This window comes from Corynebacterium glyciniphilum AJ 3170 (genome assembly GCF_007673095.1).
Classification (GTDB): domain Bacteria; phylum Actinomycetota; class Actinomycetes; order Mycobacteriales; family Mycobacteriaceae; genus Corynebacterium.
In genome coordinates, this window is sequence record NZ_VDYZ01000003.1 from 73607 (window position 1) to 97691 (window position 24085).

Annotated in this window: 24 protein-coding genes; 3 read left to right on the plus strand and 21 right to left on the minus strand. The window is 65.2% G+C overall.

Features of this window, described 5'->3' with window-relative positions; translation table 11 throughout:
* The first annotated feature begins 14 nt into the window (after positions 1-14).
* The gene (locus FS507_RS03900) at positions 15-674 is read left to right on the plus strand and encodes an amino acid-binding ACT domain protein (protein ID WP_145941512.1); all 660 of its coding nucleotides are present in this window, start codon (positions 15-17) and stop codon (positions 672-674) included.
* 18 nt (positions 675-692) lie between these two features.
* On the opposite strand, the gene FS507_RS03905 is transcribed toward FS507_RS03900, so the two are convergent.
* The 5 genes from FS507_RS03905 to FS507_RS18405 form a co-directional block, all read right to left on the minus strand.
* Entirely contained in the window at positions 693-1712 is a 1020-nt protein-coding gene (locus FS507_RS03905) for a hypothetical protein (protein ID WP_145941513.1), read from the minus strand.
* Positions 1709-2665 (minus strand): hypothetical protein, encoded by a 957-nt coding sequence (locus tag FS507_RS03910; protein WP_145941514.1) that lies wholly within the window; start codon positions 2663-2665, stop codon positions 1709-1711. Before FS507_RS03910 ends, FS507_RS03905 begins: the two co-directional genes overlap by 4 nt.
* A gap of 3 nt (positions 2666-2668) precedes the next feature.
* Entirely contained in the window at positions 2669-4204 is a 1536-nt protein-coding gene (ilvA, locus tag FS507_RS03915) for a threonine ammonia-lyase, biosynthetic (protein WP_145941515.1), read from the minus strand.
* A 39-nt stretch (positions 4205-4243) separates the two neighbouring features.
* Positions 4244-4930, minus strand: coding sequence for a 3'-5' exonuclease (locus tag FS507_RS03920; protein ID WP_145941516.1), 687 nt, complete (start codon positions 4928-4930; stop codon positions 4244-4246).
* Between the two features lie 158 nt (positions 4931-5088).
* Complete coding sequence (locus tag FS507_RS18405) at positions 5089-5211, minus strand: hypothetical protein (protein ID WP_255372501.1); 123 nt, start codon at positions 5209-5211, stop codon at positions 5089-5091.
* A 348-nt stretch (positions 5212-5559) separates the two neighbouring features.
* Between FS507_RS18405 and ligA the strand changes: the two genes are divergently transcribed.
* Complete coding sequence (ligA, locus tag FS507_RS03925; RefSeq protein WP_260853153.1) at positions 5560-7638, plus strand: NAD-dependent DNA ligase LigA; 2079 nt, start codon at positions 5560-5562, stop codon at positions 7636-7638.
* A gap of 93 nt (positions 7639-7731) precedes the next feature.
* The gene (locus FS507_RS03930; RefSeq protein ID WP_145941517.1) at positions 7732-8067 is read left to right on the plus strand and encodes an antibiotic biosynthesis monooxygenase family protein; all 336 of its coding nucleotides are present in this window, start codon (positions 7732-7734) and stop codon (positions 8065-8067) included.
* 18 nt (positions 8068-8085) lie between these two features.
* Here FS507_RS03930 and FS507_RS03935 read toward each other — a convergent pair whose 3' ends face one another.
* From FS507_RS03935 to FS507_RS04010, 16 genes are all read right to left on the minus strand, one after another.
* Positions 8086-9039: a hypothetical protein gene (locus FS507_RS03935; protein WP_260853154.1), complete on the minus strand. Its 954-nt coding sequence runs from the start codon at positions 9037-9039 to the stop codon at positions 8086-8088.
* Positions 9036-10142 (minus strand): tRNA 2-thiouridine(34) synthase MnmA, encoded by a 1107-nt coding sequence (mnmA, locus tag FS507_RS03940; protein WP_145941518.1) that lies wholly within the window; start codon positions 10140-10142, stop codon positions 9036-9038. Before mnmA ends, FS507_RS03935 begins: the two co-directional genes overlap by 4 nt.
* 145 nt (positions 10143-10287) lie before the next feature.
* A complete protein-coding gene (locus FS507_RS03945; RefSeq protein ID WP_145941519.1) occupies positions 10288-11481 on the minus strand; it encodes a cysteine desulfurase family protein in 1194 nt (397 codons plus the stop codon).
* Between the two features lie 6 nt (positions 11482-11487).
* Entirely contained in the window at positions 11488-13110 is a 1623-nt protein-coding gene (locus FS507_RS03950; protein WP_145941520.1) for a cation:proton antiporter, read from the minus strand.
* 196 nt (positions 13111-13306) lie between these two features.
* Entirely contained in the window at positions 13307-14260 is a 954-nt protein-coding gene (locus FS507_RS03955) for an electron transfer flavoprotein subunit alpha/FixB family protein (RefSeq protein ID WP_145941521.1), read from the minus strand.
* A gap of 49 nt (positions 14261-14309) precedes the next feature.
* Positions 14310-15098 carry an electron transfer flavoprotein subunit beta/FixA family protein gene (locus tag FS507_RS03960; RefSeq protein ID WP_075813148.1) on the minus strand — a complete coding sequence of 263 codons (789 nt, stop codon included), beginning with the start codon at positions 15096-15098 and terminating at the stop codon, positions 14310-14312.
* Between the two features lie 162 nt (positions 15099-15260).
* The gene (locus FS507_RS03965; protein WP_145941522.1) at positions 15261-16493 is read right to left on the minus strand and encodes a THUMP-like domain-containing protein; all 1233 of its coding nucleotides are present in this window, start codon (positions 16491-16493) and stop codon (positions 15261-15263) included.
* The gene (locus FS507_RS03970; RefSeq protein ID WP_145941639.1) at positions 16490-17344 is read right to left on the minus strand and encodes an NUDIX hydrolase; all 855 of its coding nucleotides are present in this window, start codon (positions 17342-17344) and stop codon (positions 16490-16492) included. Before FS507_RS03970 ends, FS507_RS03965 begins: the two co-directional genes overlap by 4 nt.
* Before the next feature lie 163 nt (positions 17345-17507).
* Positions 17508-18374, minus strand: coding sequence for an ABC transporter ATP-binding protein (locus tag FS507_RS03975; RefSeq protein ID WP_186314541.1), 867 nt, complete (start codon positions 18372-18374; stop codon positions 17508-17510).
* A gap of 68 nt (positions 18375-18442) precedes the next feature.
* Entirely contained in the window at positions 18443-19438 is a 996-nt protein-coding gene (locus tag FS507_RS03980; protein ID WP_145941524.1) for a tetratricopeptide repeat protein, read from the minus strand.
* An 11-nt stretch (positions 19439-19449) separates the two neighbouring features.
* Positions 19450-19761, minus strand: a complete 312-nt coding sequence (locus FS507_RS03985; RefSeq protein ID WP_145941525.1) for a hypothetical protein — start codon at positions 19759-19761, stop codon at positions 19450-19452.
* 16 nt (positions 19762-19777) lie between these two features.
* Positions 19778-20479, minus strand: coding sequence for an endonuclease NucS (nucS, locus tag FS507_RS03990; protein ID WP_145941526.1), 702 nt, complete (start codon positions 20477-20479; stop codon positions 19778-19780).
* 71 nt (positions 20480-20550) lie between these two features.
* Positions 20551-21006 carry a DUF2550 domain-containing protein gene (locus FS507_RS03995; protein WP_260853155.1) on the minus strand — a complete coding sequence of 152 codons (456 nt, stop codon included), beginning with the start codon at positions 21004-21006 and terminating at the stop codon, positions 20551-20553.
* Between the two features lie 233 nt (positions 21007-21239).
* Positions 21240-21614, minus strand: a complete 375-nt coding sequence (locus FS507_RS04000; RefSeq protein WP_145941527.1) for a F0F1 ATP synthase subunit epsilon — start codon at positions 21612-21614, stop codon at positions 21240-21242.
* Between the two features lie 12 nt (positions 21615-21626).
* Complete coding sequence (gene atpD, locus FS507_RS04005) at positions 21627-23075, minus strand: F0F1 ATP synthase subunit beta (RefSeq protein ID WP_075813162.1); 1449 nt, start codon at positions 23073-23075, stop codon at positions 21627-21629.
* A gap of 2 nt (positions 23076-23077) precedes the next feature.
* A complete protein-coding gene (locus FS507_RS04010) occupies positions 23078-24058 on the minus strand; it encodes a F0F1 ATP synthase subunit gamma (RefSeq protein WP_145941528.1) in 981 nt (326 codons plus the stop codon).
* Positions 24059-24085 lie beyond the last annotated feature (27 nt).

Sequence of the window (24085 nt, forward strand, 5' to 3'; positions counted from 1 at the left end):
CGCTGAGGTACACCTTGTCCTATCTGATGCGCGTCCGTCTCCCCGATGTTCCCGGCACCCTCGGGCTCATCGCCGCCACGATGGGAACGATCGACGCGGATATCCGCAGCGTGGATGTGGTCGAGCATGACCCTGACGGCACTGTCGTCGACGACGTCGTCGTCGACCTTCCTGCAGGCCGTCTCGCCGACGCACTGATCAGTGCCGCGCAGGAAGTCGACGGGGTCTACGTCGACTCCATCCGCCCGTTCTCCGGAACCGTCGACCGCCGGGGCCAGATCAGCCTGCTCGCCGAGCTGGCGCGGCATCGTCGCCGTACGGTTGACAGCGTCCAGAAGCTGATCGACGCACTGCCGAAGTCGATGTCGGTCCAGTGGGCGGTCATCCTCGAATCCGGGGAGCAGACCCGGCGCGTCGCCGCCTCGTCCTCCGCGCCTGAGGACGACGGGCGGGTGCTGTCGGAAACTCCCGTCGCCGAACCCCGCGCGCTGACCGACCGTGACACCTGGGTGCCGTCGAGTTGGACGGTGATGGACTCTGCCCTGGCCGCCACTCCCCTGACCGGTACGAACTACATCCTCATTCTCGGGCGTCCGGGCGGCCCGGACTTCCTGCTCTCTGAGATCGAGCATCTCGGTGAGGTCGGCGAGATCCTCGGCGCACTACTGAGCTGAGCCGGTACTTTCTGGGAATCACTGCCCGGGTGGGCAGTAGTCGGTCACCGGCTCGCCGGGATGGAGCTGGTTCCACACCTCCTGGATTCCCTGATCAGTCAGGGTGACACCAGCAAGGACCGAAAGCTCCCAGTCGTACGTCGTGGTCGTCCAGAAGTGGGTATACGGTGCTGCGGAGGGTCTGTCGCGTGTTCCCCGCAACCGCCTAGCCAGGCTGAATCCGTCGCAGACGGCCGTGAATTCTCCGGTGATGTCGTTGTGGTGTGGTACCGATGTCGGAGTCAGGTCAATGGTCACCGGTAGCGGCAAGAACGCTTCGTCGACCATAGGGTCAGCAACGACATTGTCGAGCAACCACTCTCGGCTCCGCTGTCGCTTGTCCTCCGGTTTCCTGGACCGCGCCAGTGTCTTCCGTTGCTCGAGGTCCTCTGCAGGAATGACGTCTCCGTCCCAGGTGAACAGGCCCCGGTCAAGTTTCGGTCCTATGTCAGGGACTGCGAAATACTCCCGGTAACCGGAATCCACGTCACCGAGTGCGAGGATGTAGAACGTTTCACAGTCGATCCAGACCCGTACACCGTCGACAGTGATCTGCCAGGTGTCACGGTCCTCGATCTGTTCGTTGTGCACGGCGATGGAATCCTGGTCGCTGTTGTCCCACTGTGTGACCGGCGGTGGCAGGATGAGCCACTGCGCCTCACACGAGTACCGCAGTTCTCCTGGTGTACCGAGTTGGGGGCGCCTGGGATTGTCCCGGAAATCCCAGACCGATTCGCCGTCAGAGATGTAGAGCGGCCACCGGTTCTTCTCCACCCGCAGCATATTCCCGTCCCGCCACACCTCGAGTTCAGATGCGTGCGATGTTCCGAGCGTGCGATCGATGAGGTCAATGAAACTCGGCCCCGGCCCCCACGGATATCGCCCGTCCACATAGTCCCACCGGGAACTTCTCCGCCCGTCCCACCGGACCCGTGCATGCAACGTGGACGGGGGGCTGCTGACGATCCTGCGTCGGATCTCATCCCAGGTGGTCGTCATGCCCGTCCCCCGAAACGTCTCTCAAGTTCCTCCTGTACGACATCGTCACAGATCACGTGGGGGTTCTCGAATCTGAATACCCAATCATAGTCTGCAGTCGACCATCGTACGACGGTGTCGTGATCACCGTCGTCACCGACGGCTGTCTCTCCCCCGCGTCGAGTCATCGAGTAGTAGGCTCCCTCGCTCCGCGCAAGGAAGCCACCTCCGTCACGTCGACCGATGTCCTGCGGTGCAATGTCGACGACAGCAGATGCGGTGAGACTTCCGGACATGACATTGTCGACGAACCATTCGACCCCATTCTTCCGTAGCGCTTCAAGTTCCTTCTCAATCAACTCCTGGCGCTCGGACTGCATCAGGGACGGGCCATCCCACGTGAACAGCGAATCATCGAGGGGAATGCCGATCTCCGGGGATTCGAACCATTGTCCGTAGCCCTCCGCCTCCGGGGATTCGTTCATCTCGCCCAGCGGGTACCCGGTGTCGCGGTCGACCCAGATACGCAACGGTCCGACCTTGCGCGGTGGCGCTTTCAGCGCCACTGTCCAGCATTCCCGCCCCTGAAACTCTTCGACGATAACGGGGCCGTCAGGAACAGTGAAGTCAGCTCCCTCCCAGTCGTGGGGCTCCCGAGGTCCACACAGTGACTGGACACGACCATAGTAAGGCAGTGTACCCACACAGGCTGCGACAGGATGTCTGTCCGTTTCCGGTAGGTATTCAATGTCCAGGAACGACCAGATCGTCTCGCCGTCGCAGATGTATTCTGGCGAACCGTCTTTCTCCACGCGGAGTTTCCTGCCTTGCCGCCACACCTCATACCGGGCGTCCGGGTCACCGTCGCCACGCGTCTCCAGCGTCGCGTGCAATGAGGCAGACGGGTAGCCGAGCAGGATCGGGAGCAGCTCGTTCCACTCGATCGAGTCCTCCTGCCGGCCGGTGGAGCTCATCGACTACTCCCCTGCCGGAGCCAGGAAGAGCTGGTAGGACGGATTATCTGTGACCTCTGTGAACGGGTAGCCCAGATCACTGAGATGGGATTCGAAGTCCGCGGAGTGGGCATCCTCGAACGCGGCGAGGATCCGTCCGTAGTCCATTCCCTGACTCCGGTAGTGGAAGGCGGTGATGTTCCAGTTCGTGCCGAGAACATCGAGGAAATGCACGAGCGCGCCGGGGTGCTCCGGGAACTCGAAGGAGAACATCCGCTCGTTGACGAAGGCGGGCGGCACCCCCCCGATCATGTAGCGGATATGTTCCTTGGCGACCTCATCGTCCGACAGGTCCACGACGTCGTAACCGGCGTCGGCCAGAGCATCCGCGATCGCTTCCCGCTCCGGGACACCTTCCTTGAGTTGCACGCCGACGAAGATCCGTGCCCGGCGGTCATCGCCGCGCTCACCGACGCGGTAGTTGAACTCCGTGACCATCCGGCCGTTGAGGACCTCACAGAACTTGAAGAAAGCGCCCTGTTCCTCCGGGATAGTGACCGCGAAGATCGCCTCTCCCCCTTCACCGAGTTCCGCACGCTCGGAGATGTAGCGCAGGGTGTGGAAGTTCAGGTTGGCGCCCGAGAGCACGTTCACCAGGGTCTCGTCCTGGATGTCATTGGCCGCGGCATACTTCTTGAGCCCCGCCAGGGACACCGCGCCTGCCGGCTCGGCGATCGCCCGCGTGTCGTCGAAAAGGTCCTTGATGGCCGCGCTGATCTCATCGGAGCTGACCGTGACGACCTCGTCCAGGTACTCCTTGCACAGTCGGAAGGTTTCGGCACCGATCTTGCGGACGGCCACGCCCTCGGCGAAGAGGCTGACATGCTCGAGTTCGACCGGTTCACCGGCCCACAGCGCTGCAGTGAGACATGCGGACTCCTCGGGTTCCACGCCGATGACCTGGATCTCCGGATTCAGTTCCTTCAACAGCACGGCGACCCCGGCGGCGAGACCGCCACCACCGACGGGAACGAAAACACGGTCGACGGGGCCTGCCTGGAAGATCTCCAGCCCGATGGTGCCCTGGCCGGCGATCACCGCTTCATTGTCGAACGGCGGGACGTAGACCAGGCCTTCGGTCTCCGAAAGCTCCTTGGCCTTCCTCTGTGCCGCATCGAAGTTCTCACCGTGCAGCACAACTTCGCCACCGAACCCGCGCACCGCGTCCACTTTGATGGACGGGGTCGTCACCGGCATGACGATGACCGACCGGATACCGAGTTCGCGTCCGGACAGCGCCACTCCCTGTGCATGGTTCCCCGCCGACGCGGTGATGACACCGGCACAGCCGGTGAGCTGTGACATCCGGTTGAATGCGCCACGCAGTTTGAAACTGTGGACAGGTTGCAGGTCTTCACGCTTGACGAGGACACGGTTGCCTGTCTTCTCCGACAGGGCGTCCATGGTGTCCAGGGGCGTGTGCTTGGCCGCGCGGTAGACCGGCGCGGCAACGATGTCGCGGAGGTATTCGGCCGAGGTCTTCGTCACGGAGTTAGCCATGGTCGTCAATCGTACTGAACGGCTGTATCCGGCCGGTCACTAGGACTGCACAGGCCAGGAGGTATTGACCGTGGCTGCACGGTCCGTCTGCCCTTTCTCCTCGAAATACTTCTTGAGTCCGGACTGCGACTCGTAGTGCCAGGTTGCCTGGTTGAGCATGAGTTCGTCCGCACTGACCTCGGTAAGTTCGGGATAGGCACGGGCGAGTTTCCATGCCACTCTGGCAGCTGCCAGGGCATCCGCCGTGGCTTCGTGCGCGTTGTCCAGCGTCACCCCCCAGTGGGCGCACACCGGTTCCAGCTGCCGTTTACCTTTGCGGTACGGATCCTTCGCCTTGTCGATGACGAGGGGGTCGACGACCGGGCCGTCCACAGTGAACGTGGGATCCAGGCTCCGCAGAACCGTGAGATCGTACGCGGCGTTGTACACGATCAGTGTCGCTCCATCGCGCCACCCCGCCCGGATCCGCCCGATGGTCTCGGCGAGGACTTCATCGTGCGGCCGCCCGTGTTCCTTGGCGTACTCCGTGGAGATGCCGTGGACTTTCGCAGCCCCTTCGGGAATCGGGATACCCGGGTCAGCGAGCATCTCCAGGTCATCCCGTTGACGACCTTTGATCGAGATCAGGGCACTGGTCACGATACGTGCGGTGAGCGGGTCCGTACCTGTGGTCTCCAGGTCGAAACTGAGGAGATGGGTCGGATCGAAATGCGCGGCGGTCGTCATGGGTGCCACTCTATAACGTCGCCCGGACACCAATGCCGCGGTGCACTCGACATACGACGCCGCCCGGGCACACCGTCAGATCGACTGTGTGCCCGGGCGGCGTCGCCCCAGGGAACGACGGGCGCAGTACCACCGCGACCCCCGGGTCCCTTGCGGACTTAGACGAGGAAGTCGTCGTGCTCCGGCGTATCGACGGCGATGGCCTCGTCGTCACCGAAGAGGAAGTAGTTGGCGCCGGAGGTCATCTCGTTGATCTCTTCACGGCTGAGCAGGTTGAACATGTGATCGTCCTTTCTGAAATGCAGCCATCTGATCTTTTCGCTGGTCTGCGAGGGGGGTGTTCTTCTTGACACGGCCAACGCTAGATTTTGCCCGGTGAACAGTTCCACCCCTCCGAATAGCGGACCACCCCGATACCTACATCACATTCCAACCATCACTGCAGTCCACACGGATGGTGGAAGTGGTTTGTAGTTATGTCCACCGCAGAGAGCGCCACCCCCGCCCCTGGTGGTGCGCATCACATCATGCCCACCTACTGTGAAGATACACTCACATACCGAAAGAACAATTCGCTGTGCGCCGGATGTCACTCCCCGCCCGGCGCCGGGCTCACTACACTGGCGACGGTGACTGAGACACCGCCTGAGACACCCGAGACACACGAGACACACGAGACACCCGAGGAGCGTTGGAACCGTCTGGCCGCCGACATCCGCCGGCACCGGGAGCTGTACTACTACGAGGCGCCCGAGGTCTCCGACGCCGACTTCGACGCGATGATGCGCGAGTTGCAGGAGCTCGAAAAGGCTTATCCTGAAGCAGTACAGGGCCCGAGCCCTACCCAGGAAGTCGCCCCGTCACCGGAGAACTCACCGTTCCGCAACGTCGACCACCGGGAGCCGATGCTCAGCCTCGACAACGTCTTCAGTCTCGACGAGATGCGGGAGTGGCTGACCAGGACCCCCGCACCCACCTACCTCACCGAGCTGAAGATCGACGGCGCTTCGATTGATCTCCTCTACATCGACGGCCGTCTGAATCTCGCTCTCACCCGAGGCGACGGTGTCACCGGTGAGGACGTCACCCACAACGCCCGGACGCTCGAGGACATCCCCGACGTGCTCACCGGCACCGATGAGTTCCCCGTCCCCTCTCTCGTCGAGATCAGGGGGGAGATCTTCATCACCGTCGAGGACTTCGCGACGATGAACGCGGACCGCCAGGCCGAGGGAAAGAAGATGTTCGCGAATCCCCGGAACGCTGCGGCCGGTGCAATGCGGCAGAAGAATCCGGAGGAGACAGCCAAACGGCCCCTCCGTCTGATCTGCCACGGCATCGGCGCCAGGGAGGGATTTGTACCTGCCAGCCAGCACGACGCCTACCGGGCGATCGAGGCGTGGGGGCTCCCCGTCAGTCCGTACACCCGGCAGGTGCACTCCACCGACGAGGTCCTCGACGCCGTCACGTACTGGGGCGAACACCGACACGACGCCGCCCACGAGATGGACGGGGTCGTCGTGAAGATCGACGACGTCACCGAGCAGCAGAACCTCGGTGCCACCAGCCGTGCCCCACGGTGGGCGATCGCCTACAAGTACCCCCCGGAAGAAGCGGTGACCACCGTGGAGTCCATCCGCGTGGGCATCGGGAGGACCGGGCGCGCCACCCCGTACGCGGTGATGACCCCCACCTATGTCGCGGGTTCGACGGTCACCATGGCAACGCTGCACAACGCCACTGAGGCGCACCGCAAGGGCGTCCGTCTCGGGGACCGCGCGATGATCCGCAAGGCCGGTGAGGTGATCCCCGAGGTTCTCGGCCCGGTGGAGACCGCCCGTAACGGAGACGAACGGGAGTACGTGTATCCCTCACTGTGTCCGGAGTGCGGGACACCTCTGTCCCCCACCAAGGAGGGAGACGCCGACTGGCGTTGCCCCAACACCCGGTACTGCCCCGGTCAGCTGCAGAACCGGTTGAACTATCTCGCAGGACGTGGTGCCTTCGACATCGACGCACTCGGCGAGCGGGCCGCCCACGACCTCATCGCGTCCGGTGTACTGCCGGATGAAGGCCACCTGTTCTCCCTCACCGAGGAGACGCTGGCCACGACGAGCGCCTACACCACCAAGGCGGGGACGCTGAACAAGCAGGGACGGGTCCTGCTCGACAATCTTGAGGAGGCGAAGGGGGTCGACCTGTGGAGGGTGATCACCGCGCTGTCGATCCGCCATGTCGGCCCCACAGCCGCCAAGGCACTTGCAGCGAACCTGCAGTCCATTCCCGTCATCGACGAGACCTCCGTCGAGGACATGGCGGAGATCGACGGCGTCGGCGGAATCATCGCGCAGTCAGTCAAAGACTGGTTCGCCGTCGACTGGCACCGGGAGATCGTCGATGCCTGGGCTGCCGCCGGGGTCCGGATGGAACAGATTGTGGAGACGTCCGATCTGCCCGAGCAGACTCTCGCAGGGCTGACTGTGGTCGTCACCGGGTCATTGGCGAACTTCGACCGCACGGAAGCGAAGGAAGCAGTGGAATCCCGCGGAGGAAAGGCTTCCGGCTCTGTGTCGAAGAAGACCGACTTCGTCGTTGCCGGGGAGAAGGCCGGATCGAAACTCACGAAGGCCGAGGACCTCGGCGTGCCGGTGCTCGACGAGGCCGGATTCGAGAAACTGCTCGCCTCCGGACCGGACGCCGTGCGCTGACGAGTCCGCCTGCCCTCGTCGTCACACTCCGTAGGTACAGGGTCCACGGTAGGCTCGACTGCGACATCAGCCGCGACCATCGTCAGGAGTTCCATGTCCGTCGTGAAGATCAACGCCATTTCCGTGCCCGAGGGTGCCGGACCCGAGCTGGAGAAACGATTCGCAGCCCGTGCCCACACCGTCGACTCCTCCCCCGGTTTCGAAGGCTTCCAGCTGCTGCGGCCGACCAAGGGTGACGACCGGTATTTCGTCGTCACCACCTGGGCCACCGAGGAAGACTTCCAGGCATGGGCGGCAGGCCCGGCGAAGGCCGCGCACAGTGGCCCCCACGGCGGTGAGGGGAAGAAGCCGGTGGCGACCGGGGCTTCCCTGCTGGAGTTCGAGGTCGTGGACTTCGACGCTATCACCGCGCAGGCCTCCGACGACTAGATCTGCCCCCGGCCCCGCTCAGTTGCGGTGCAGCAATGCCGCGGCTCCCCGCACCGTCCGTGCCAGTTCCGCTGCCGCGCCAGGCTTCAGGATCCCCTCCCCGACCGCAACCAGGTCAATCTGAGGCTCGGGCGTCGCCACATCGAAGGTCCACTGTTTCCACGTCCGGATGAGACTGTGCGCGATGTCTTCACTGGTTCGTCCGTCATCGACCCGCCAGGCGACCGAAGCACCACCGTCGACCATCCGGGCGACACTGTCCGTCAGATCATCGACGACAACACCGTCCGCTCCGGTGTGTGCGATCTCAGGCCACTCGACACCACTGTCAAGGACGAGTGACCGTTCACCCTCGCCCCGGACCTGCTCGATGAAGCGACGTTCGACATTCACCGCGATCTCGCGGTCGACCTGCATCGTCTCGAACTCGGTTGCGCCCTGCAACCGGGACGTGACCTCGCCGAGTCGCCTTTCGTGGACGTGCACCACGGTGGCCCCGACAGCATCGCAGAACTCCCGCACCCCCTCCCCGAGGGACAGGGCGACATCCCGGAAGGCGGGACGGTCGAAACACAGCGGGTGTCCGCGGTACTCGACGGACGCCCCGAATGTCCATGGACCTGACACGTGGACCATCAGCCGGTCGGCGCCGGGCATCGTTTCGGCGACAATGTCGGTGAGCTCATGGAGCCGTCCGAGGAAATGACGGGCATCCAGGGTCTTCCCTGGGGCCACTTCCCACCCGCGCGCATGGGACCGCAGGTACGGGCCACCGACGAGCGCCCCCATCGCGGCCGTCACCGGCACCAGCTCGCTCTGTGGCAGGCTCAGTGGAGGGACGACGCCGACATCCTCGTCCACGTCACGGGTCCGTCGGGAGGCTGCAGCCAGAGCAGAACGGAGATCACCGTGGTCGGTTCGCACGTCCTCCCACCAGCCGAGACGCAATGGGCCATCCTCTCCTGCGTTCACGCCGACTGAGCCTGCCTGCCGGTCGACCACGGCACCGTGGCACAGATGGTGCCTGATCCGAGCAGGATGTCGCCGTCTGCGTCGGGGAGATAGACCACTGCCGCCTGCCCGCGTGCGACACCGCGCAAGGGCTCGTGGAGGTCGAGGGCGACAGACCCGTCGTTCAGGGTGGCTGTCGCCGGGACGACGCCGCCGTGGGCGCGGACCTGGACGTCACAGTCAAAGGTGGTGCCGTGTTTCGCCGGGTCCAGACGCTTGAGCCGGTCGGCCGTGATGTGGCCGATACGCAGGTCGTCCCGCCCGCCGACGATGACCGTCCCGGTGGAGGCGTCGATGTCGGTGACGTACCTCGGTTGTCCGTCGGCCGCGGGTCCAGCGACACCGAGGCCCTTGCGCTGGCCGATGGTGAAGCCGTACACCCCGTCGTGTTCAGCGAGGGTCTCACCCTCGACCGACTTCACCATACCGGGACGCAGACCGATCTGTTTACCGAGGAACGCCTGGGTGTTGCCGTCGGGAATGAAGCAGATGTCGTGGCTGTCCGGCTTCGACGCCACCCCCATGCCGAGGTCCTTGGCCTCGGCCCGGATGTCCGGCTTCACCGTGTCACCGACCGGGAACATACAGTGCGCCAACTGTTCATCATCGAGCACACCGAGCACATAGGACTGGTCCTTGTTGTCGTCGATACCGCGACGCATCACGCCGTCGTGCAGGCGAGCATAGTGCCCGGTGACCACGGCGTCGAAACCGAGCGCGATCGACCGGTCCAGGAGCGCCTCGAACTTGATCTTCTCGTTGCAGCGCAAGCACGGGTTCGGCGTCTCCCCGATCTCGTAGGACTCCACGAAGTTGTCGATGACATCAGCCTTGAACCGGTCGGAGAAGTCCCACACGTAGAAAGGGATCCCGAGGGAATCACACACACGCCGGGCGTCGGCGGAGTCCTCCAGCGAACAACACCCCCGTGATCCGGCGCGGACGGCCTCCGGCGACTGGCTCAACGCCAGATGCACGCCGACAACGTCGTGTCCTGCCTCCAGCGCCCGTGCTGCAGCCACGGAGGAGTCCACTCCCCCGCTCATCGCTGCGACAACCCGCATACCTTCCTCTTCTCTCCCGTGCACCGGTGCACGTCGGTGATCGTGTGGGACCGTCAGTTGCCTGGCCCCTGCAGTCGACCCTTCACCCTACACCGTGGCAGGTCAGGTGCGAATGCGTCCAGCGACAGCCACGACAGTGCCGCCGCTACGATGCCATCCCCGCGGCACGCGCCTGATCGACGACACCCGGCAACAGGGAGCAGAGCCGGTCTACCTCCTCCGCGGTGGTCGCAGTGCCGAAAGTCAGCCGCAACGCGCCGCGCGCCACCTCAACCGGTACCCCCATGGCCGTCAGGACGTGGCTCGCCCGGTTCACCCCGGCTGAACATGCCGACCCGGTCGAGGCGTCCACCCCTGCGACATCCAGCAACATGATCAGGCTGTCTCCCTCCGCCCCGGGGAATGCCACATGGACATGTCCGGCAAGCGCTCCGCCGGACGGATCGGTGTAGATCCGCGACTGCGGGATCGCGCCGACGACGGAAAGGACCTTCCTGCGGAAAGCGGAGAGCCGTCGTTGCTCTTCCTCCATCTCACTGACAGCGGCAGCCAGCGCTGCGGCGGTACCGGCCGCTCCCTGCGGATTCGCCGTCCCGGACCGGACACCTCTCTCCTGCCCGCCACCACGCAGTGGGCTGACCAGTACAGCATCCCGCCGGGCGAGCAGGATACCCATGGATTTCGGGCCACCGAACTTGTGGGCGCTCGCCGCCAACGTCGAACTGCCGAGGGCATGGAAGTCCACCGGAAGGTGGCCGACGGCCTGGACTGCGTCGACGTGGAAAGGCACACCCGCGGCCGCGGCTCGTCCGGACAGGTCAACAACCGGCTGCAGGTTGCCTGTCTCGTTGTTCGCCCACATACAGGTCATGACCGCGTCAACGGACGCCTCGAGCTGGGGTAGCTCGCTGACGCGCACCCGTCCATTGTCATCAACGCTTGTCTCAATGTGGTCGAACTGCGGAGTGCCCCCACCCACCATGCCGCTGCACAGCCAGTCGACGGTCTCGACGATAGCCGGGTGCTCTGTCGCCGCAGCGTGGATTCTCCGGGCATCGGGACCCCGCGTCTTCTTCGCGCCGTACGCGAGACCCTGGACCGCGATATTGTCCGCTTCGGTCCCGGAGGCGGTGAAGATCACCTCAGCGCGGTCGGCGCCCAGCAGTTCGGCGACCTGTTCACGCGCATCTTCCAGGACCCGTTGTGCATGGCGGCCTGAGGCGTACTGGCCGGCGGGGTTCAGCAGTGCCCCCGTGTCCGCCATCGCGGCGGCCGCTTCCGGGCGTAACGGCGCAGTAGCGGCGTGGTCGGCAAAGATTCTCTGTGTCGTCGGTGTCATAGCCGATCACTTCTCATCAGGGAAAGCGAGGAGGCGGCGGTCGAGCTCGCGCATCTTCTCCCCGATCGCTTCGGGGTCCACGCCCCGTCGCGACTTCGAGGCGGCCAGGCTGCGTTGGGCTGCGAACATCGCCTCACGCCTGACCTCGAGCGCTTTGCGCCCCAGCGCCTGACTACGGGCGCGGCGCCTGCGGAGGATCTCGGCTTCCGAGGCCCCTGTCTCATCCGGGGCATCGTCGGCACTGTCGTCGGAGCTGTCGTCCAGGTTCGACGCCGAGCGTACGAGACCGAGGCGTTCCTCGATCCGCGCCGCCTGCTCCGGTGAGAGCCCCTCGCTCATCTGCTTGCGGACAACGTCCAGTGCGGCCCGGTACGCCTCATCGAGCGCCTCCTCCGTCAGCTTGTCGTCCAGGTCCTGCAGCCCGTGGCGCGTACGCAGGTAGGACGTCAATGCCGGCAGAGTGAGCCCCGGAATCACCATCGTGCACAGAAGCACGACGAAGGCGACGATGGTGAACTCGTCACGCAACGGGAAATCCACCGGATTCAACGACAGCACCAACGCGAATGTCACCAGTCCCCTCATCCCGGACCAGCTGAGCAGGATGACGTCGGTGAAGCGGATCGGCGCCCGGTAGCGACCCCGCCTGGTCCGGTTGGCCCGCAGCAGCCAGAACATCCAGAGGAACCGCACCAGGATCAGCACCGCAGAGATCACCAGGCCCCACCAGACGGGGTTGAGGTGGTCGGTCTCGTCGTCGATGATCGCGTCACGGACGTTCATGCCCATCAGCCCGAAGGCGAGACCGGTGACCAGAAGCTCGGTGACCTCCCAGAAGGCCGATCCCGTCAACCTGGAGTCCGCCGCCGTCGCGTCCGCGCGGGACGTCAGTTCCACCGCAGCGACGACAACGGCGATCACGCCGGAGACGTGGATCTCCTCGGCCGCGAGATACACCATGAAAGGCAGGACCCAGGTGAATGCGTTACCGGCGACCGGGGAATCGAGCCACCCGAGTACCAACGCCGATCCCCGTCCGACAAGCCATCCGAGGATGACCGCAACCACCGCGCTGTAGATGAACGTGCCACCGGCCTCGAACCAGTGGATGTCGTCGTTGAACTCGGCTGCGGTGATCGCCGCGCTGAAGATCACCAGGGACGCCGCGTCGTTGAACAGCCCCTCCGACTGCAGCGACCCGATGATCCTGCGGGGGATACCGGCCGGTTCCGCCACTGCTTCGACGGCGACAGGATCCGGTGGAGCAACAGCGGCCGCGAGGGCCATGGCGGCCACCAGACCGACCCCCGGGATGATCAGCATGGTCACGCCGGTGACGACGGCGACGGTGATGAACACCAGTCCCACCGACAGGCTGAGGATCGTCCGCCACTGGTCACGGAACATGCCCCACGAGGTCCTGCGTGCCAGTGCCCACAGCAGCGGAGGAAGGAACAGAGGGAGAATCAGTTCCGGTTCAATCCACACCGTGGGAGTGCCCGGGATGAACATCACCGCCGTGGTCACGAGGAGCAGCAGGACCGGCCACGGAAGGCCGATCCGGTCGCCGACCCCTACCGTCAGAACGGTGCCGAGCATCAGGAACATGATGACGAAGAGGGTGGTCACGACATTCTGTCCTTCGTGGTGGGCGTGAAGTGGCGTGGTGGGGCACCGCCCGGAACTTCCGGAAACGCGACGAGGACCCGCACTCGATGAGTGCGGGTCCTCGTTGTGCCGTGCACGGTTCACCTCACCGGTTCACCGCAGAGTCTACTCGGCAGCACCGACGCCGACACCGGCAGGTGTCTGCGGGAAGGTACTCCTAGCCGCGAGCCTTGAGAGCCTCGGTCGCCTGCGGGGCGACCTTGAAGAGGTCTCCGACGACACCGAAATCGGCGATCTCGAAGATGCCGGCCTCGTCGTCCTTGTTCACGGCGACGATGGTCTTGGAGGTCTGCATACCGGCCTTGTGCTGGATCGCGCCGGAGATCCCGAGGGCGAGGTACAGGTTCGGCGAGACGGTCTTACCCGTCTGTCCGACCTGGAACTTGCCCGGGTAGTAGTCGGCGTCGACGGCTGCGCGCGAGGCACCGACCGCTGCGCCCAGAACGTCGGCCAGCGGCTCGACGACATCGCGGAAGCCCTCCGGCCCAGCGACACCGCGGCCACCGGAGACGACGATCTTCGCCTCGGTGAGCTCGGGACGGTCAGCCTTCTCCGCCGGGGAGAAGGAGGTGACGGTCACGGCGGTCGGGCCGGCGGCGGGCAGCTCGACGGGCTGGACGGTACCGGATGCCGCCTGCGGCTCCGGGTCAACCGCACCGGCACGCAGAGTGTACACCGGGGATGCACCGCCGGCGGTCGACTCGACGGTGAAGTCGCCGCCGAAAATGGAACCGGTGGCGGAGCGGTCGGCGTGGATCTCGATCTGGTCGTAGAGCACGCCGGAAGCGACGCGGGCACCCACGCGGCCGGCGATTTCGTTACCGGCTGCACCGGCGGCGATGACCACCGGGACCTGCAGCTGGGCTGCGAGGCCCGAGACTGCGTCGACGGAAGGGGTGACGACGTACTTCTCGGCGTCCTCCGACTCTGCGGCGTAGATGGTCTCGGCGCCACCGGCAGCCAGACCGGACTGCAGCTTCTCTGCGGTGCCCGGGGCGCCGACAACGACGGCACCGACAGTTCCGAACGCGCGTGCTGCGGTGATGAGCTCGAGGGTGGAGTTCTTCAGTTCACCCTGTGTGTGCTCGACAAGTACCAGGACGTTGGTCATGGTTGTGAATGTCCTTTCGACAGATTCGTTCTGGGGAATCGGGGGTGAACTAGACGAGCTTCTTCGACACGAGGTACTCGACCAGCTTGTTGCCGCCGTCGCCCTCGTCCGTGATGATCTCGCCCGCGGTCTTCTCCGGCTTCGGGGCGGCGTTCGTCACGGAGGTGGACGCGGCCGCCAGGCCGACGTTCTCCGCGGCGACACCGATGTCACCCAGGCTGACCTCGCGGATCTTCTTCTTCTTGGCTGCCATGATGCCCTTGAAGACAGCGAAGCGCGGGGTGTTGGCCTTCTCCGTGACGGAGACGATGGCCGGCTTCGGTGCCTCCACGGTGTAGACGCCGTCCTCCGTGACCCTCTCGCCCGACACCTTGTCGTCGGTGACCTCGAGAGTGCGCAGATGCGTCAGGGCCGGGATCTGGCGGTACTCGCTGAGCAGGCCGGGAACCGCGCCCGCGACACCGTCGGTCGACGCGTTACCCGCGATGATCAGCTCGATGTCGTCAACGAGGTTGAGCGCGTTCGACAGGGTCCAGGCGGTACCGAGGGCATCGGAGCCTGCCAGGGCGTCGTCCGTGACGAGGATGGCCTCGTCCGCACCGAGGGACAGTGCCTTACGCAGCGCGTCCTTGGCGCTGGCGGGACCGACGGAAAGCACGACGACGTTGCGGTCGCCACCAGCTTCCTTGAGCTGGAGTGCAGCTTCCACGGCGTTCTCGTTGATCTCGTCGAGGACCGCGTCAGCGTTCTCACGATCGAGGGTGAAGTCGTCATCAGTCAGCTTGCGCTCGGAATAGGTGTCCGGCACCTGCTTGACCAGAACCACGATGTTCGACATTCATAGGCCTTCCTGCTTGGGGTGCTTTTCTTCGGTCAGAAGTCTACCTGCGAATCACCGTGATGTACCCCACATAGAAAATCCCGTCGGGGCCACGTCACGGAGGAAACGTCGCCACCTGCACAGATACGCAAGAGTACGTCGAAAATCATTTTTATATCACTACCCCCGCAGGTGTAGTTCCTCCGCGATGACGGCTGTCGCCGTGTCACCGACCCGCGCGACGACCACGGTCAGCTCCCGCCCCCCGCGCCCCCGTTTCAGCTTCATCTTGCGGCGCAGCGCATCCGGGTCCACATCCACACCCCGCACGAGGATCTCCAGACGTACGCAATCCAGCGACGCGAGAGCTGATTTCAGCCGTTTCAGCGGAACCTGGTCCACCACCTCGAAGATGCGCTGCCCCGGCACGGCCGTACCGTCCCCGAATGCGTCGAGGGAATCCCCGCTGAGGTAGGCGATGTGCGGGTCGATCCGCCACCACCCGATCACCGCGGCGTACTGGCGCACCAGCCCGGCACGAACCACCGCCCCGTCGGGGTCGAGGATGTACCGTCCAAGGGCACCAACGGCCTCCGACTCCGGATCGTCCGACGTCAGTACCCGTCGTACCCCCTTGCGGAGAACCACTGCACGACGGTCGTGCCGGGCCAGGTCCGGGGTGTAGAGACACGCCTCCTTCACTCCACCGTCGACACTGACGACGTCGACCTGGCCCTCCCAGCCACTGTAATCGATGCCCGGGGCGCATTTCACCGCCAGAGAGGCTCCCGCATGTGCCGACAACAGGTCGGGAAGCGGCGGAAGCAGGTCCTTCGGGTCGCGGATCCGACCACGGGAGGTCCGGCGTGCGGGATCCGCCACCACGACGTCCACGCGTCCCGGCGCGAACGCCGGCACCACCGCATCCGCACGGACGAGGCCGACGTGCGCTGCAGGGATTCCGGACGTCTCAAGGTTGTACTGCGCCATCAGCAACCGTGCAGGATCCAGGTCGGCGCCCAGCACGGTGCCGAACCGCCGGGACAGGTGGAGCAGTTCTGTCCCGACTGAACAGGTCACATCCGCGACGACCGGTCCTGCACCGTCTCTGCCTGAACCGCCGCCCAGGACCTCGGCGAGAAAATCCGCACGTTCTGCAGCGACAACGGCCGGCGTCGCCTGCTGGACTGATTCCCCGCAGACCAACCAGTCGTCGGGGACCTTCCCGCCCCGCCGGGCGGCGCGGCGTGCCGTCACCAGCTCACTGAGCGCCCTCGCCTTGTCGCCGTAACGGTCCCTGAGCCAGGTGGTGTCCCGCACCGTGCTCGACGTCGACAGTTCGAGTTGCTCGGCGTCTGCCACGGCGTGAGGATTCCGGGCGAGCCAGTGGACCTCGTCGACGGTGTACGTCACGAGAACGGGGACGGAGGCAGGTCCTCCGGATCGACGGCGAACTTCATCCCGGGAGCGAACACCCGTTCCGGGTAGCCGTACATCCGGGTCTCCAGCAGGTAGTACTCGGCCATATACGGTTCGTCGACGGGCTCGCTGCGGACCGGGTCGACCCGCAGTGTCTCGGCGAAGTCCAGGACCTCGTCGACACTCCGGAATGTGTCGAGCATCTTGAGCTGTGCCCAGGTCGGAGGCATCAGGTTGATTTTCCGGTTACGCCAGCCGTCCAGAAGCGTCGCCGGACGGAACCATCCGGTGGACGTCGCTTCACGGGTGTCACCGTAGGCTTCCTGGCCTTCGGGCATCGCGGCGACGAAGAACGCGGTGTCGTACCGGATGGGCTGGGATTCGGGGGTCACCCAGTTCGCCCACGGACGCAGCAGGTCTCCACGGAGAACCAGGTCGTGCATGCTCAGGAAATCGGAGAACGCGAGCCGGTGATTCTCCAGCTCCTGGCGAAACGGCAGATAAGGGGTCGTGTCCCGCACCGGACCACTGCCGTTCCCCGCGGACTCTCCGGCATAACCTGCCAACAGGGTCCCGGTCTCCTCGAATGTCTCGCGCACCGCCGCACACACCAGGGCACGGGCGAGATCCGGTGTGGTCCCCAGACGCTCGGACCACCACCGGGTCGACGGCCCCTGCCAGCCGATCTCCGGTGAAGCGTGTCCATCGCCGTCGACATCCCCGGGCATGTCCCTGGCATCCACTCCCCCGCCGGGAAACACCGTCATTTCAGCGCAGAAGCGCATCGTGCTCGCGCGCTCCTGCACATAGACCTCGGGGCCACTGAGGGTGTCTCTCAGGAGCATCAGTGTCGAGGCGTGCCGGGCAGGCACCACTGCAGAGTCTGCTGCAGTGGCACCGTCATCTCCTGCGCGGTTTCCGCTGTTCACGCTGCCGTCCACCATGTCCTCCACCATAGCCTTCTCACGTCGTCTCAGTTTCCGGTCAGTTTCCCGGCGATGACGGTCGCTACCGTGCGCGGTGGCTACCGGCGTTCCTCGTCCGTCGGGCGAAGTACCGACCGTCGTCGACGGTCAGTGAGATCGGCTGGTGGTACGCGCGTGTCAGGTTCTCTGAGGTCATCACGTCCTCGAGCAGCCCCTGGGCCACCACACGCCCTTCATCGAGGATCATACCGTGGGTGAATCCCGGGGGGATCTCCTCGACGTGGTGGGTGACCATCACCGTCGCCGGTGCGTCCGGGTCCGCCGCCAGTTCGCCGAGCATCACGACCAGGTCCTCGCGTCCCCCCAGATCAAGACCTGCCCCCGGCTCATCGAGCAACAGGAGTTCAGGGTCGGTCATCAGCGCCCGGGCAATCAGGACCCGTTTACGCTCGCCTTCACTGAGTGTCTCCCACCTCTGCTCGCCGAGGTGGACCGCACCCATCTGCTCGAGGATCTCCATGGCACGGAGTTCATCTCCCCGGTCGTACCTCTCACGCCACCGCCCCATCACGTCATAGCCGGCGGAGATGACGAGGTCGATGACTTTCTCGTCCCCGGGGACCTGGTGCGCGACCGCAGCCGAGGACATCCCCACAGCGGTCCGGAGTTCCCGGACGTCGGTCTTCCCCAGCGTCTCCCCCACAATCCGCGCTGTGCCGGAGGACGGGTACTGGCGCGCGCCGGCGATCGTCAGCAGTGACGTCTTCCCGGCACCGTTGGGGCCGATGAGAATCCACCGTTCATCGACCTCGACCTGCCATGTCACCGGATGAAGGACATGTCGTCCGTTGCGGACCATGGCGACGTCGCGAAGGTCCAGGACAAGGTCCTCATCCAGGGCATCGGCGGTGGCGGGAGTCGAGATGATGGTGTCATTCACCCTTCCCATCGTGCCCTATCCGCACCGCGGGTGGCAGATCAGGGGTCCCCGTCGCCGACGACCCTGTTGTCCGGCGCTCAGAACAGCGCGGAGGCCATCCGGGTCCGCGCGGCGATGACCTCAGGGTCAGCAGTGTCGTACATGGAGAAGATCTCCAGGAGCCGCGAACGCGCGGCGTCACGGTCCTCCCCCTCACTGGTCCTGATGCGCTCGATGAGCGTGTCGAACGCCTCCTCGCGCGCGCCAGCCAGCAACAGGTCGTCGATCTCGTCGGAGGCGCCGGACGCCGAGCGTTCCAGGAGAACGGCCGTCACCCTCGCAGCCCGGGCTTCCGCAACGGTCTCCGGCTCTGCCGCGCTGTCAGCGATAATGCTGTCGTACACAGCGGTGGCCCCCGAAAAGTCCTCCTCATCGAGTAGTGAGGCCGCTTCGTCGAAGCGGGGGTCGCCGTTGTCCCCGGCACCGGTATCGCCGCCACTGCCGTCGCTGCCGTCAGCCCCTGCCGTGTCCGCGTCCTCGCCGGCACCCGGTTGTTCGGGAAGCCCCGGCAACCTTCCGTCGACGGCGCGGACCACGGCGGCGACGAACTGGGCGATCTGTTCCGCCGGCTGGACCCCCTCGAAGTTGGTCAGCGGGCGGCCACCGGCCAGCGCCAGTACCGTAGGCACCGCCTGTACCTGCAGTGCCTGGGCGATCTCCGGCGTCGAGTCGACGTCGACCTCGCGGAAGACCCACTGGACCGGCTCCCCGGAGGAATCCTGGGCTTCGGCGAGGCGGGTGAACTCCGCGGCCATGTCCGCGCACCCCTCCGCGCGCTGGCTTCCCAGGAGGAGAATCACCGCCACCTGTGTCGAGCGGACAACGAGGTCCTGTTCAAAGGTCTCGGGGGTGATCGTCGCACTGCGCGCGATGCGTACCCCGCTCTCGGCTTCTTCCCTGGACCGCTCAGCCGCCCGCTGACGCTGGTCCGCCGCCTCCTTCACGGCGCCGAGGTCCACGGCACCTGCCGCGAAACGGTTCGGTGTCGCGGGGCCGCCCTGCTGATGGTGTCCCGGATTATTCGGTGTCGTCATGGCGCCCCATCTTAGCGCCGACCGGTCCGACGCCGCTCCCAGCACCCGGTGTGCCAGTGCCGGCGGTCGTCGCCCCCACGGTGTGAATCCGGCCAGGCGACGATGTGTGCGAGCCCAGGCGGGATGTTCTGGTTACAGCCCGGGCACACGTAGTACTTCACCGCCGACTGAGACCCGATACGCCGCACCAGATACGATTCAGCCCACCCGGACGGGCCACCGGCCCAGGACGGCGCGTCCTCGCGCCGTGTCCCGAGATACGACGCCCCGTCCCGGCGCATGTCGCGCTCCGGGCTCCCCTGTCTCCTGTTTCGCCTCGGCATCGCCCCGTGCCCGCTCTCAGAACAGACGGAGTTCGTCGGATTCCACACCACGCATCGCCTGGTAGTCCAGGGTCACGCACCGGAATCCGCGGTCCTCCGCGAGAGTCTTCGCCTGGGGCTTGATCTCCTGCGCCGCAAACACTCCCTGTACCGGTGCCAGGAGCTCGTCACGGTTCAGCAGGTCGACGTACCGGGAGAGTTGCTCGACCCCGTCAATGCCACCCCTGCGTTTGATCTCGACCGCGACGGTCTTTCCGTCGGCGTCGCGCGACAGGATGTCAATCGGGCCGATTGCGGTGGGGTATTCCCGACGGACGAGGGTGTACCCCTCCCCGAGGATGTCGATCTGTTCTGCCAGCAGCTCCTGCAGGTGGGACTCGACGCCGTCCTTGACCAGACCCGGATCCTCCCCCAGTTCGTGCGACGTGTCGGAGTACACCTTCCAGAGGCGGATGGTGAGGCGCTCCTTCTTGGGATTCTCCACGGTCCACACAGACTGGACGCCCTGCTCCGCCATGTCGGCGGGCACGTCGTCGGACTCCACAACTGTCAGCGCACAGGGCGGCGTCATCCAGTTGAGAGGCTTGTAGGCCCGGTCATCGGCGTGGATGCTCACGGACCCGTCTGCCTTGACCATGACCAGACGGTCGGCTTCGGGGAGATGGGCCGCCAGACGTCCCTCGTAGTCGACGGAGCAGCGGCAGATGACCAAACGCATGCAGAACAGGCTACCCCATCAGCCGCCGGTCCCGACGGCAGCACCCCGCCCCTGCTGCCCTCCCGGAACAGCTAACGGATCCCGCGTTTCCGCGCCATCCGCATGTCCGACCGCACCATCCGTTCCGACGGCGCTGACTCCAACCAGGAGACCAGGGCGGTGTCCCCGGCGTCGTCGAGGGCGACCTCCCAGGTTTTCTGGCCGTCGAGCAAGGTCATCACGTGCAGTTCTGACTCGAGGAACGCCGCTTCCCGGCGGGTGATGGGGCGCCGGTCCGTGATCTCCGTATGGTGGCGGCTCAGCTGCAGATCCGACTCGGGGCGGACCGACCGGAGCTTGTACACCCTGGCGATCCCACTCCCGTATACAAGAACCCCGTGGCGCCAGTGCCTGCCGTCCGGATTCGGAAGGCTTCTGACCACCACGGGGATTCCCCGGCTGCGGAGGGTGAGGAATCGCGCGCCTGCGATAACTGCTCCGCAGACGAGCACGATCACCACGACGGTGATCAGAATGTTCAACAGCACCAGGTACGCCCCTTCTCGGTCGTCATCCTCCGACGGTAGTCGTCCGTCGGGGGAATTGCGCCTCCGAACTTTCCGACGATGTTACCGCCGGCCGGGGGCAGCACCAAAAGAGAACGGGACTTCGCCACAGTCGTCATAGCCGTCACAGCCGTCACAGCCGTCACAGCCCATGACGAACGCCGGGCCGGTCACCCTCAGTGAGGTGACCGGCCCGGCGGCAGGTGTGGCGGCTGTCAGCTCTCCTGCAGACGCTTCACGGCGCGAAGTTCGGACTGTGCCAGCTCCCGCTCCTCCTCGGTCGAGGCGTCACGCTCGCGTGCCTCGGCGTCAGCGGTGTCGACCTCGTGGGCCCACAGTGCGGAGTCGGCGAGGATGGTGATCTTCCCCGTCGACACGGACAGGAAACCGCCCTGTACCGCGGCGACGAGAGTCTCGCCCTCAGTGGTCCGGATGACCACGACACCGTTCTCGACCAACTGGCCGAGCAACGGCTCGTGGCCGGGCAGCACGCCGATCTCGCCCTCGGTGGTCTGTGCGGTGACGGACGTGGCCTGACCCGACCACAGCATCCGCTCCACGGCCACCAGTTCTGCGGCAATCTCAGCCATGTGCGTGACCCCTTACTTCTCGGTGAGCTTCTTGTAGGCGGCCTCGACGTCGTCGAGTCCACCCAGACCGTCGAAGCACTGCTCCGGGTAGGCGTCGAACTCGCCGTCGCAGATGCGCTCGAAAGCGTCGATCGTGTCCTCGAGGGGCACGAAGGAACCGGGGATGTCGGTGAACTTCTGGGCGACGAAGAAGTTCTGGCCCAGGAAGCGCTCGATACGGCGGGCACGCTGGACGGTGATCTTGTCCTCTTCAGACAGCTCGTCCATACCCAGGATGGCGATGATGTCCTGCAGTTCCTTGTTCTTCTGCAGGATACCGATCACGCGCTGTGCGACAGCGTAGTGGCGGTCACCGACGATGCCGGGCTCCAGGATGCGCGAGGTCGAGGTCAGCGGGTCCACCGCAGGGTAGATACCCTTCGAGGCGATGGCACGGTTGAGCTCGGTCGTCGCGTCCAGGTGAGCGAAGGTCGTCGCCGGTGCCGGGTCGGTGTAGTCGTCGGCAGGCACGTAGACGGCCTGCAGAGACGTGATCGAACGGCCCTTGGTCGAGGTGATTCGCTCCTGGAGCACACCCATCTCGTCTGCCAGGGTCGGCTGGTAACCCACTGCGGAGGGCATACGCCCCAGCAGCGTGGAGACCTCGGAACCGGCCTGGGTGAAACGGAAGATGTTGTCGATGAACAGCAGCACGTCCTGGTTCTGAACATCGCGGAAGTACTCCGCCATGGTCAGGCCCGACAGCGCCACGCGCATACGGACTCCCGGAGGCTCATCCATCTGACCGAAGACAAGGGCGGTGTCCTGGAGGACTCCCATCTCTTCCATCTCGAGGCGGAGGTCGGTGCCCTCACGGGTACGCTCGCCGACGCCGGCGAACACGGAGGTACCGGAGAACTCGCGGGCGATACGGGTGATCATCTCCTGGATGAGCACGGTCTTGCCCACACCGGCACCGCCGAACAGGCCGATCTTGCCGCCCTTGACGTACGGGGTCAGCAGGTCGATGACCTTGATGCCGGTCTCCATGAGCTCGGTACGACCTTCGAGCTGGTCGAAGCTCGGGGCCTCACGGTGGATACCCCACTGCTCGCCGTCGCGGCCGAGACCCGGCTCGTCGAGGCAGTCACCGAGGGCGTTGAACACGTGGCCCTTGACGACGTCGCCGACGGGGACGGAGATCGGACGACCGGTGTCGGTGACCTCTGCCCCACGGACGAGTCCGTCGGTCGGGGCCATGGAGACACCACGGACGATGTTGTCACCGAGGTGCTGGGCGACCTCCAGGACGATGGTCTTGGCCACCGCCTCCAGAGTCACCTCCACCTCAAGTGCGTTGTACAGTGCCGGCAGCGCGCCACGCGGGAACTCCACGTCGACGACCGGTCCGATGACTCGGACCACGCGACCGGCAGCAGTCGATGCCGCGCTGTCGCGCTGCACCTCAGTAGCTGTAGTCATAGTTAGTCACTTTCTCCGCTGTCGGCGAGCGCGTTCACGCCACCGACGATCTCTGAGATTTCCTGGGTGATCTTTGCCTGACGCAGCTGGTTGGCGACACGGGAAAGGTCGTTGACCAGCGCGGTGGCGTTGTCCGTCGCAGCGGACATTGCGGTACGTCGAGCAGCGGACTCACTTGCGGCAGCTTCCAGCATCAGCGCGAAGATGCTCCGGGAGACGTACTGCGGCAGCAGCGCCTTCAGGAGCGAATCCGGGTCCGGCTCGAAGTCGACCTCGGCGGACACCGCATCGTCGCCGTCAGACAGCATGTCCTCGCCGATGTTGAGCGGTTCGTCGTCCATCTGGGTCGCAATCGGCAGCATGCGGATCGCCTGCGGCGTCTGCGTCAGCATCGACTCGAACTTCGTGTAGACAACGTGCAGTTCACCGAAGCCCGCGACCTCGGTGTTCTCGGGGGCATTCAGTCCGTCGCGCCACTGCACCGTGCCCTCATCGCCGGCCGTGAAGCCCTCGATGAGATGACGGCGAAGATCGTGCGTTGCGGAGTAGACGGGATCCTGGGAGAAACCTGTCCAGGATCCGGCGACGTCGTCACCACGGAAGCTGTAGAACGTCACACCCTTGGAGCCGGCGACGTAGAGGACGACGTCCTTGCCTTCTCCCTCGAGGCGCTTGCGCAGCTCGGCGGTCTTCTTCAGCACGTTGTGGTTGTAGCCACCGCACATGCCGCGGTCACTCGTGATGACGAGGATAGCCGCACGCTTGGCTTCCGCCTCCACGTCCAGCATCGGATGATCCAGTGAGGATGCTGATGCGAGACGCTGAATGACCCGAGTGATCTCGTCGGCGTACGGCTGGGACGCGTCCACGCGAGCCTGCGCCTTGGTGATCTTGGAGGTCGCGATGAGCTCCTGGGCCTTCGTGATCTTCTTCGTCGAGTTGACGGACTTGATCCGACCCCTCAGTTCGCGAAGTGTTGCCATCGCTGCTACCTCCCTTCTTCTGTGTAC

Excerpts from the sequence above, each read along its gene's own strand:
- FS507_RS03905 (WP_145941513.1), bottom strand. The coding sequence starts at position 1,712 with ATGACGACCACCTGGGATGAGATCCGACGCAGGATCGTCAGCAGCCCC.
- FS507_RS03910 (WP_145941514.1), bottom strand. The coding sequence starts at position 2,665 with ATGAGCTCCACCGGCCGGCAGGAGGACTCGATCGAGTGGAACGAGCTG.
- ilvA (WP_145941515.1), bottom strand. The coding sequence starts at position 4,204 with ATGGCTAACTCCGTGACGAAGACCTCGGCCGAATACCTCCGCGACATC.
- FS507_RS03920 (WP_145941516.1), bottom strand. The coding sequence starts at position 4,930 with ATGACGACCGCCGCGCATTTCGATCCGACCCATCTCCTCAGTTTCGAC.
- FS507_RS18405 (WP_255372501.1), bottom strand. The coding sequence starts at position 5,211 with ATGTTCAACCTGCTCAGCCGTGAAGAGATCAACGAGATGACCTCCGGC.
- FS507_RS03930 (WP_145941517.1), top strand. The coding sequence starts at position 7,732 with ATGTCCGTCGTGAAGATCAACGCCATTTCCGTGCCCGAGGGTGCCGGA.
- mnmA (WP_145941518.1), bottom strand. The coding sequence starts at position 10,142 with ATGCGGGTTGTCGCAGCGATGAGCGGGGGAGTGGACTCCTCCGTGGCT.
- FS507_RS03945 (WP_145941519.1), bottom strand. The coding sequence starts at position 11,481 with ATGACACCGACGACACAGAGAATCTTTGCCGACCACGCCGCTACTGCG.
- FS507_RS03955 (WP_145941521.1), bottom strand. The coding sequence starts at position 14,260 with ATGACCAACGTCCTGGTACTTGTCGAGCACACACAGGGTGAACTGAAG.
- FS507_RS03960 (WP_075813148.1), bottom strand. The coding sequence starts at position 15,098 with ATGTCGAACATCGTGGTTCTGGTCAAGCAGGTGCCGGACACCTATTCC.
- FS507_RS03970 (WP_145941639.1), bottom strand. The coding sequence starts at position 17,344 with ATGCTCCTGAGAGACACCCTCAGTGGCCCCGAGGTCTATGTGCAGGAG.
- FS507_RS03975 (WP_186314541.1), bottom strand. The coding sequence starts at position 18,374 with ATGGGAAGGGTGAATGACACCATCATCTCGACTCCCGCCACCGCCGAT.
- FS507_RS03980 (WP_145941524.1), bottom strand. The coding sequence starts at position 19,438 with ATGACGACACCGAATAATCCGGGACACCATCAGCAGGGCGGCCCCGCG.
- FS507_RS03985 (WP_145941525.1), bottom strand. The coding sequence starts at position 19,761 with ATGCCGAGGCGAAACAGGAGACAGGGGAGCCCGGAGCGCGACATGCGC.
- nucS (WP_145941526.1), bottom strand. The coding sequence starts at position 20,479 with ATGCGTTTGGTCATCTGCCGCTGCTCCGTCGACTACGAGGGACGTCTG.
- FS507_RS04000 (WP_145941527.1), bottom strand. The coding sequence starts at position 21,614 with ATGGCTGAGATTGCCGCAGAACTGGTGGCCGTGGAGCGGATGCTGTGG.
- atpD (WP_075813162.1), bottom strand. The coding sequence starts at position 23,075 with ATGACTACAGCTACTGAGGTGCAGCGCGACAGCGCGGCATCGACTGCT.
- FS507_RS04010 (WP_145941528.1), bottom strand. The coding sequence starts at position 24,058 with ATGGCAACACTTCGCGAACTGAGGGGTCGGATCAAGTCCGTCAACTCG.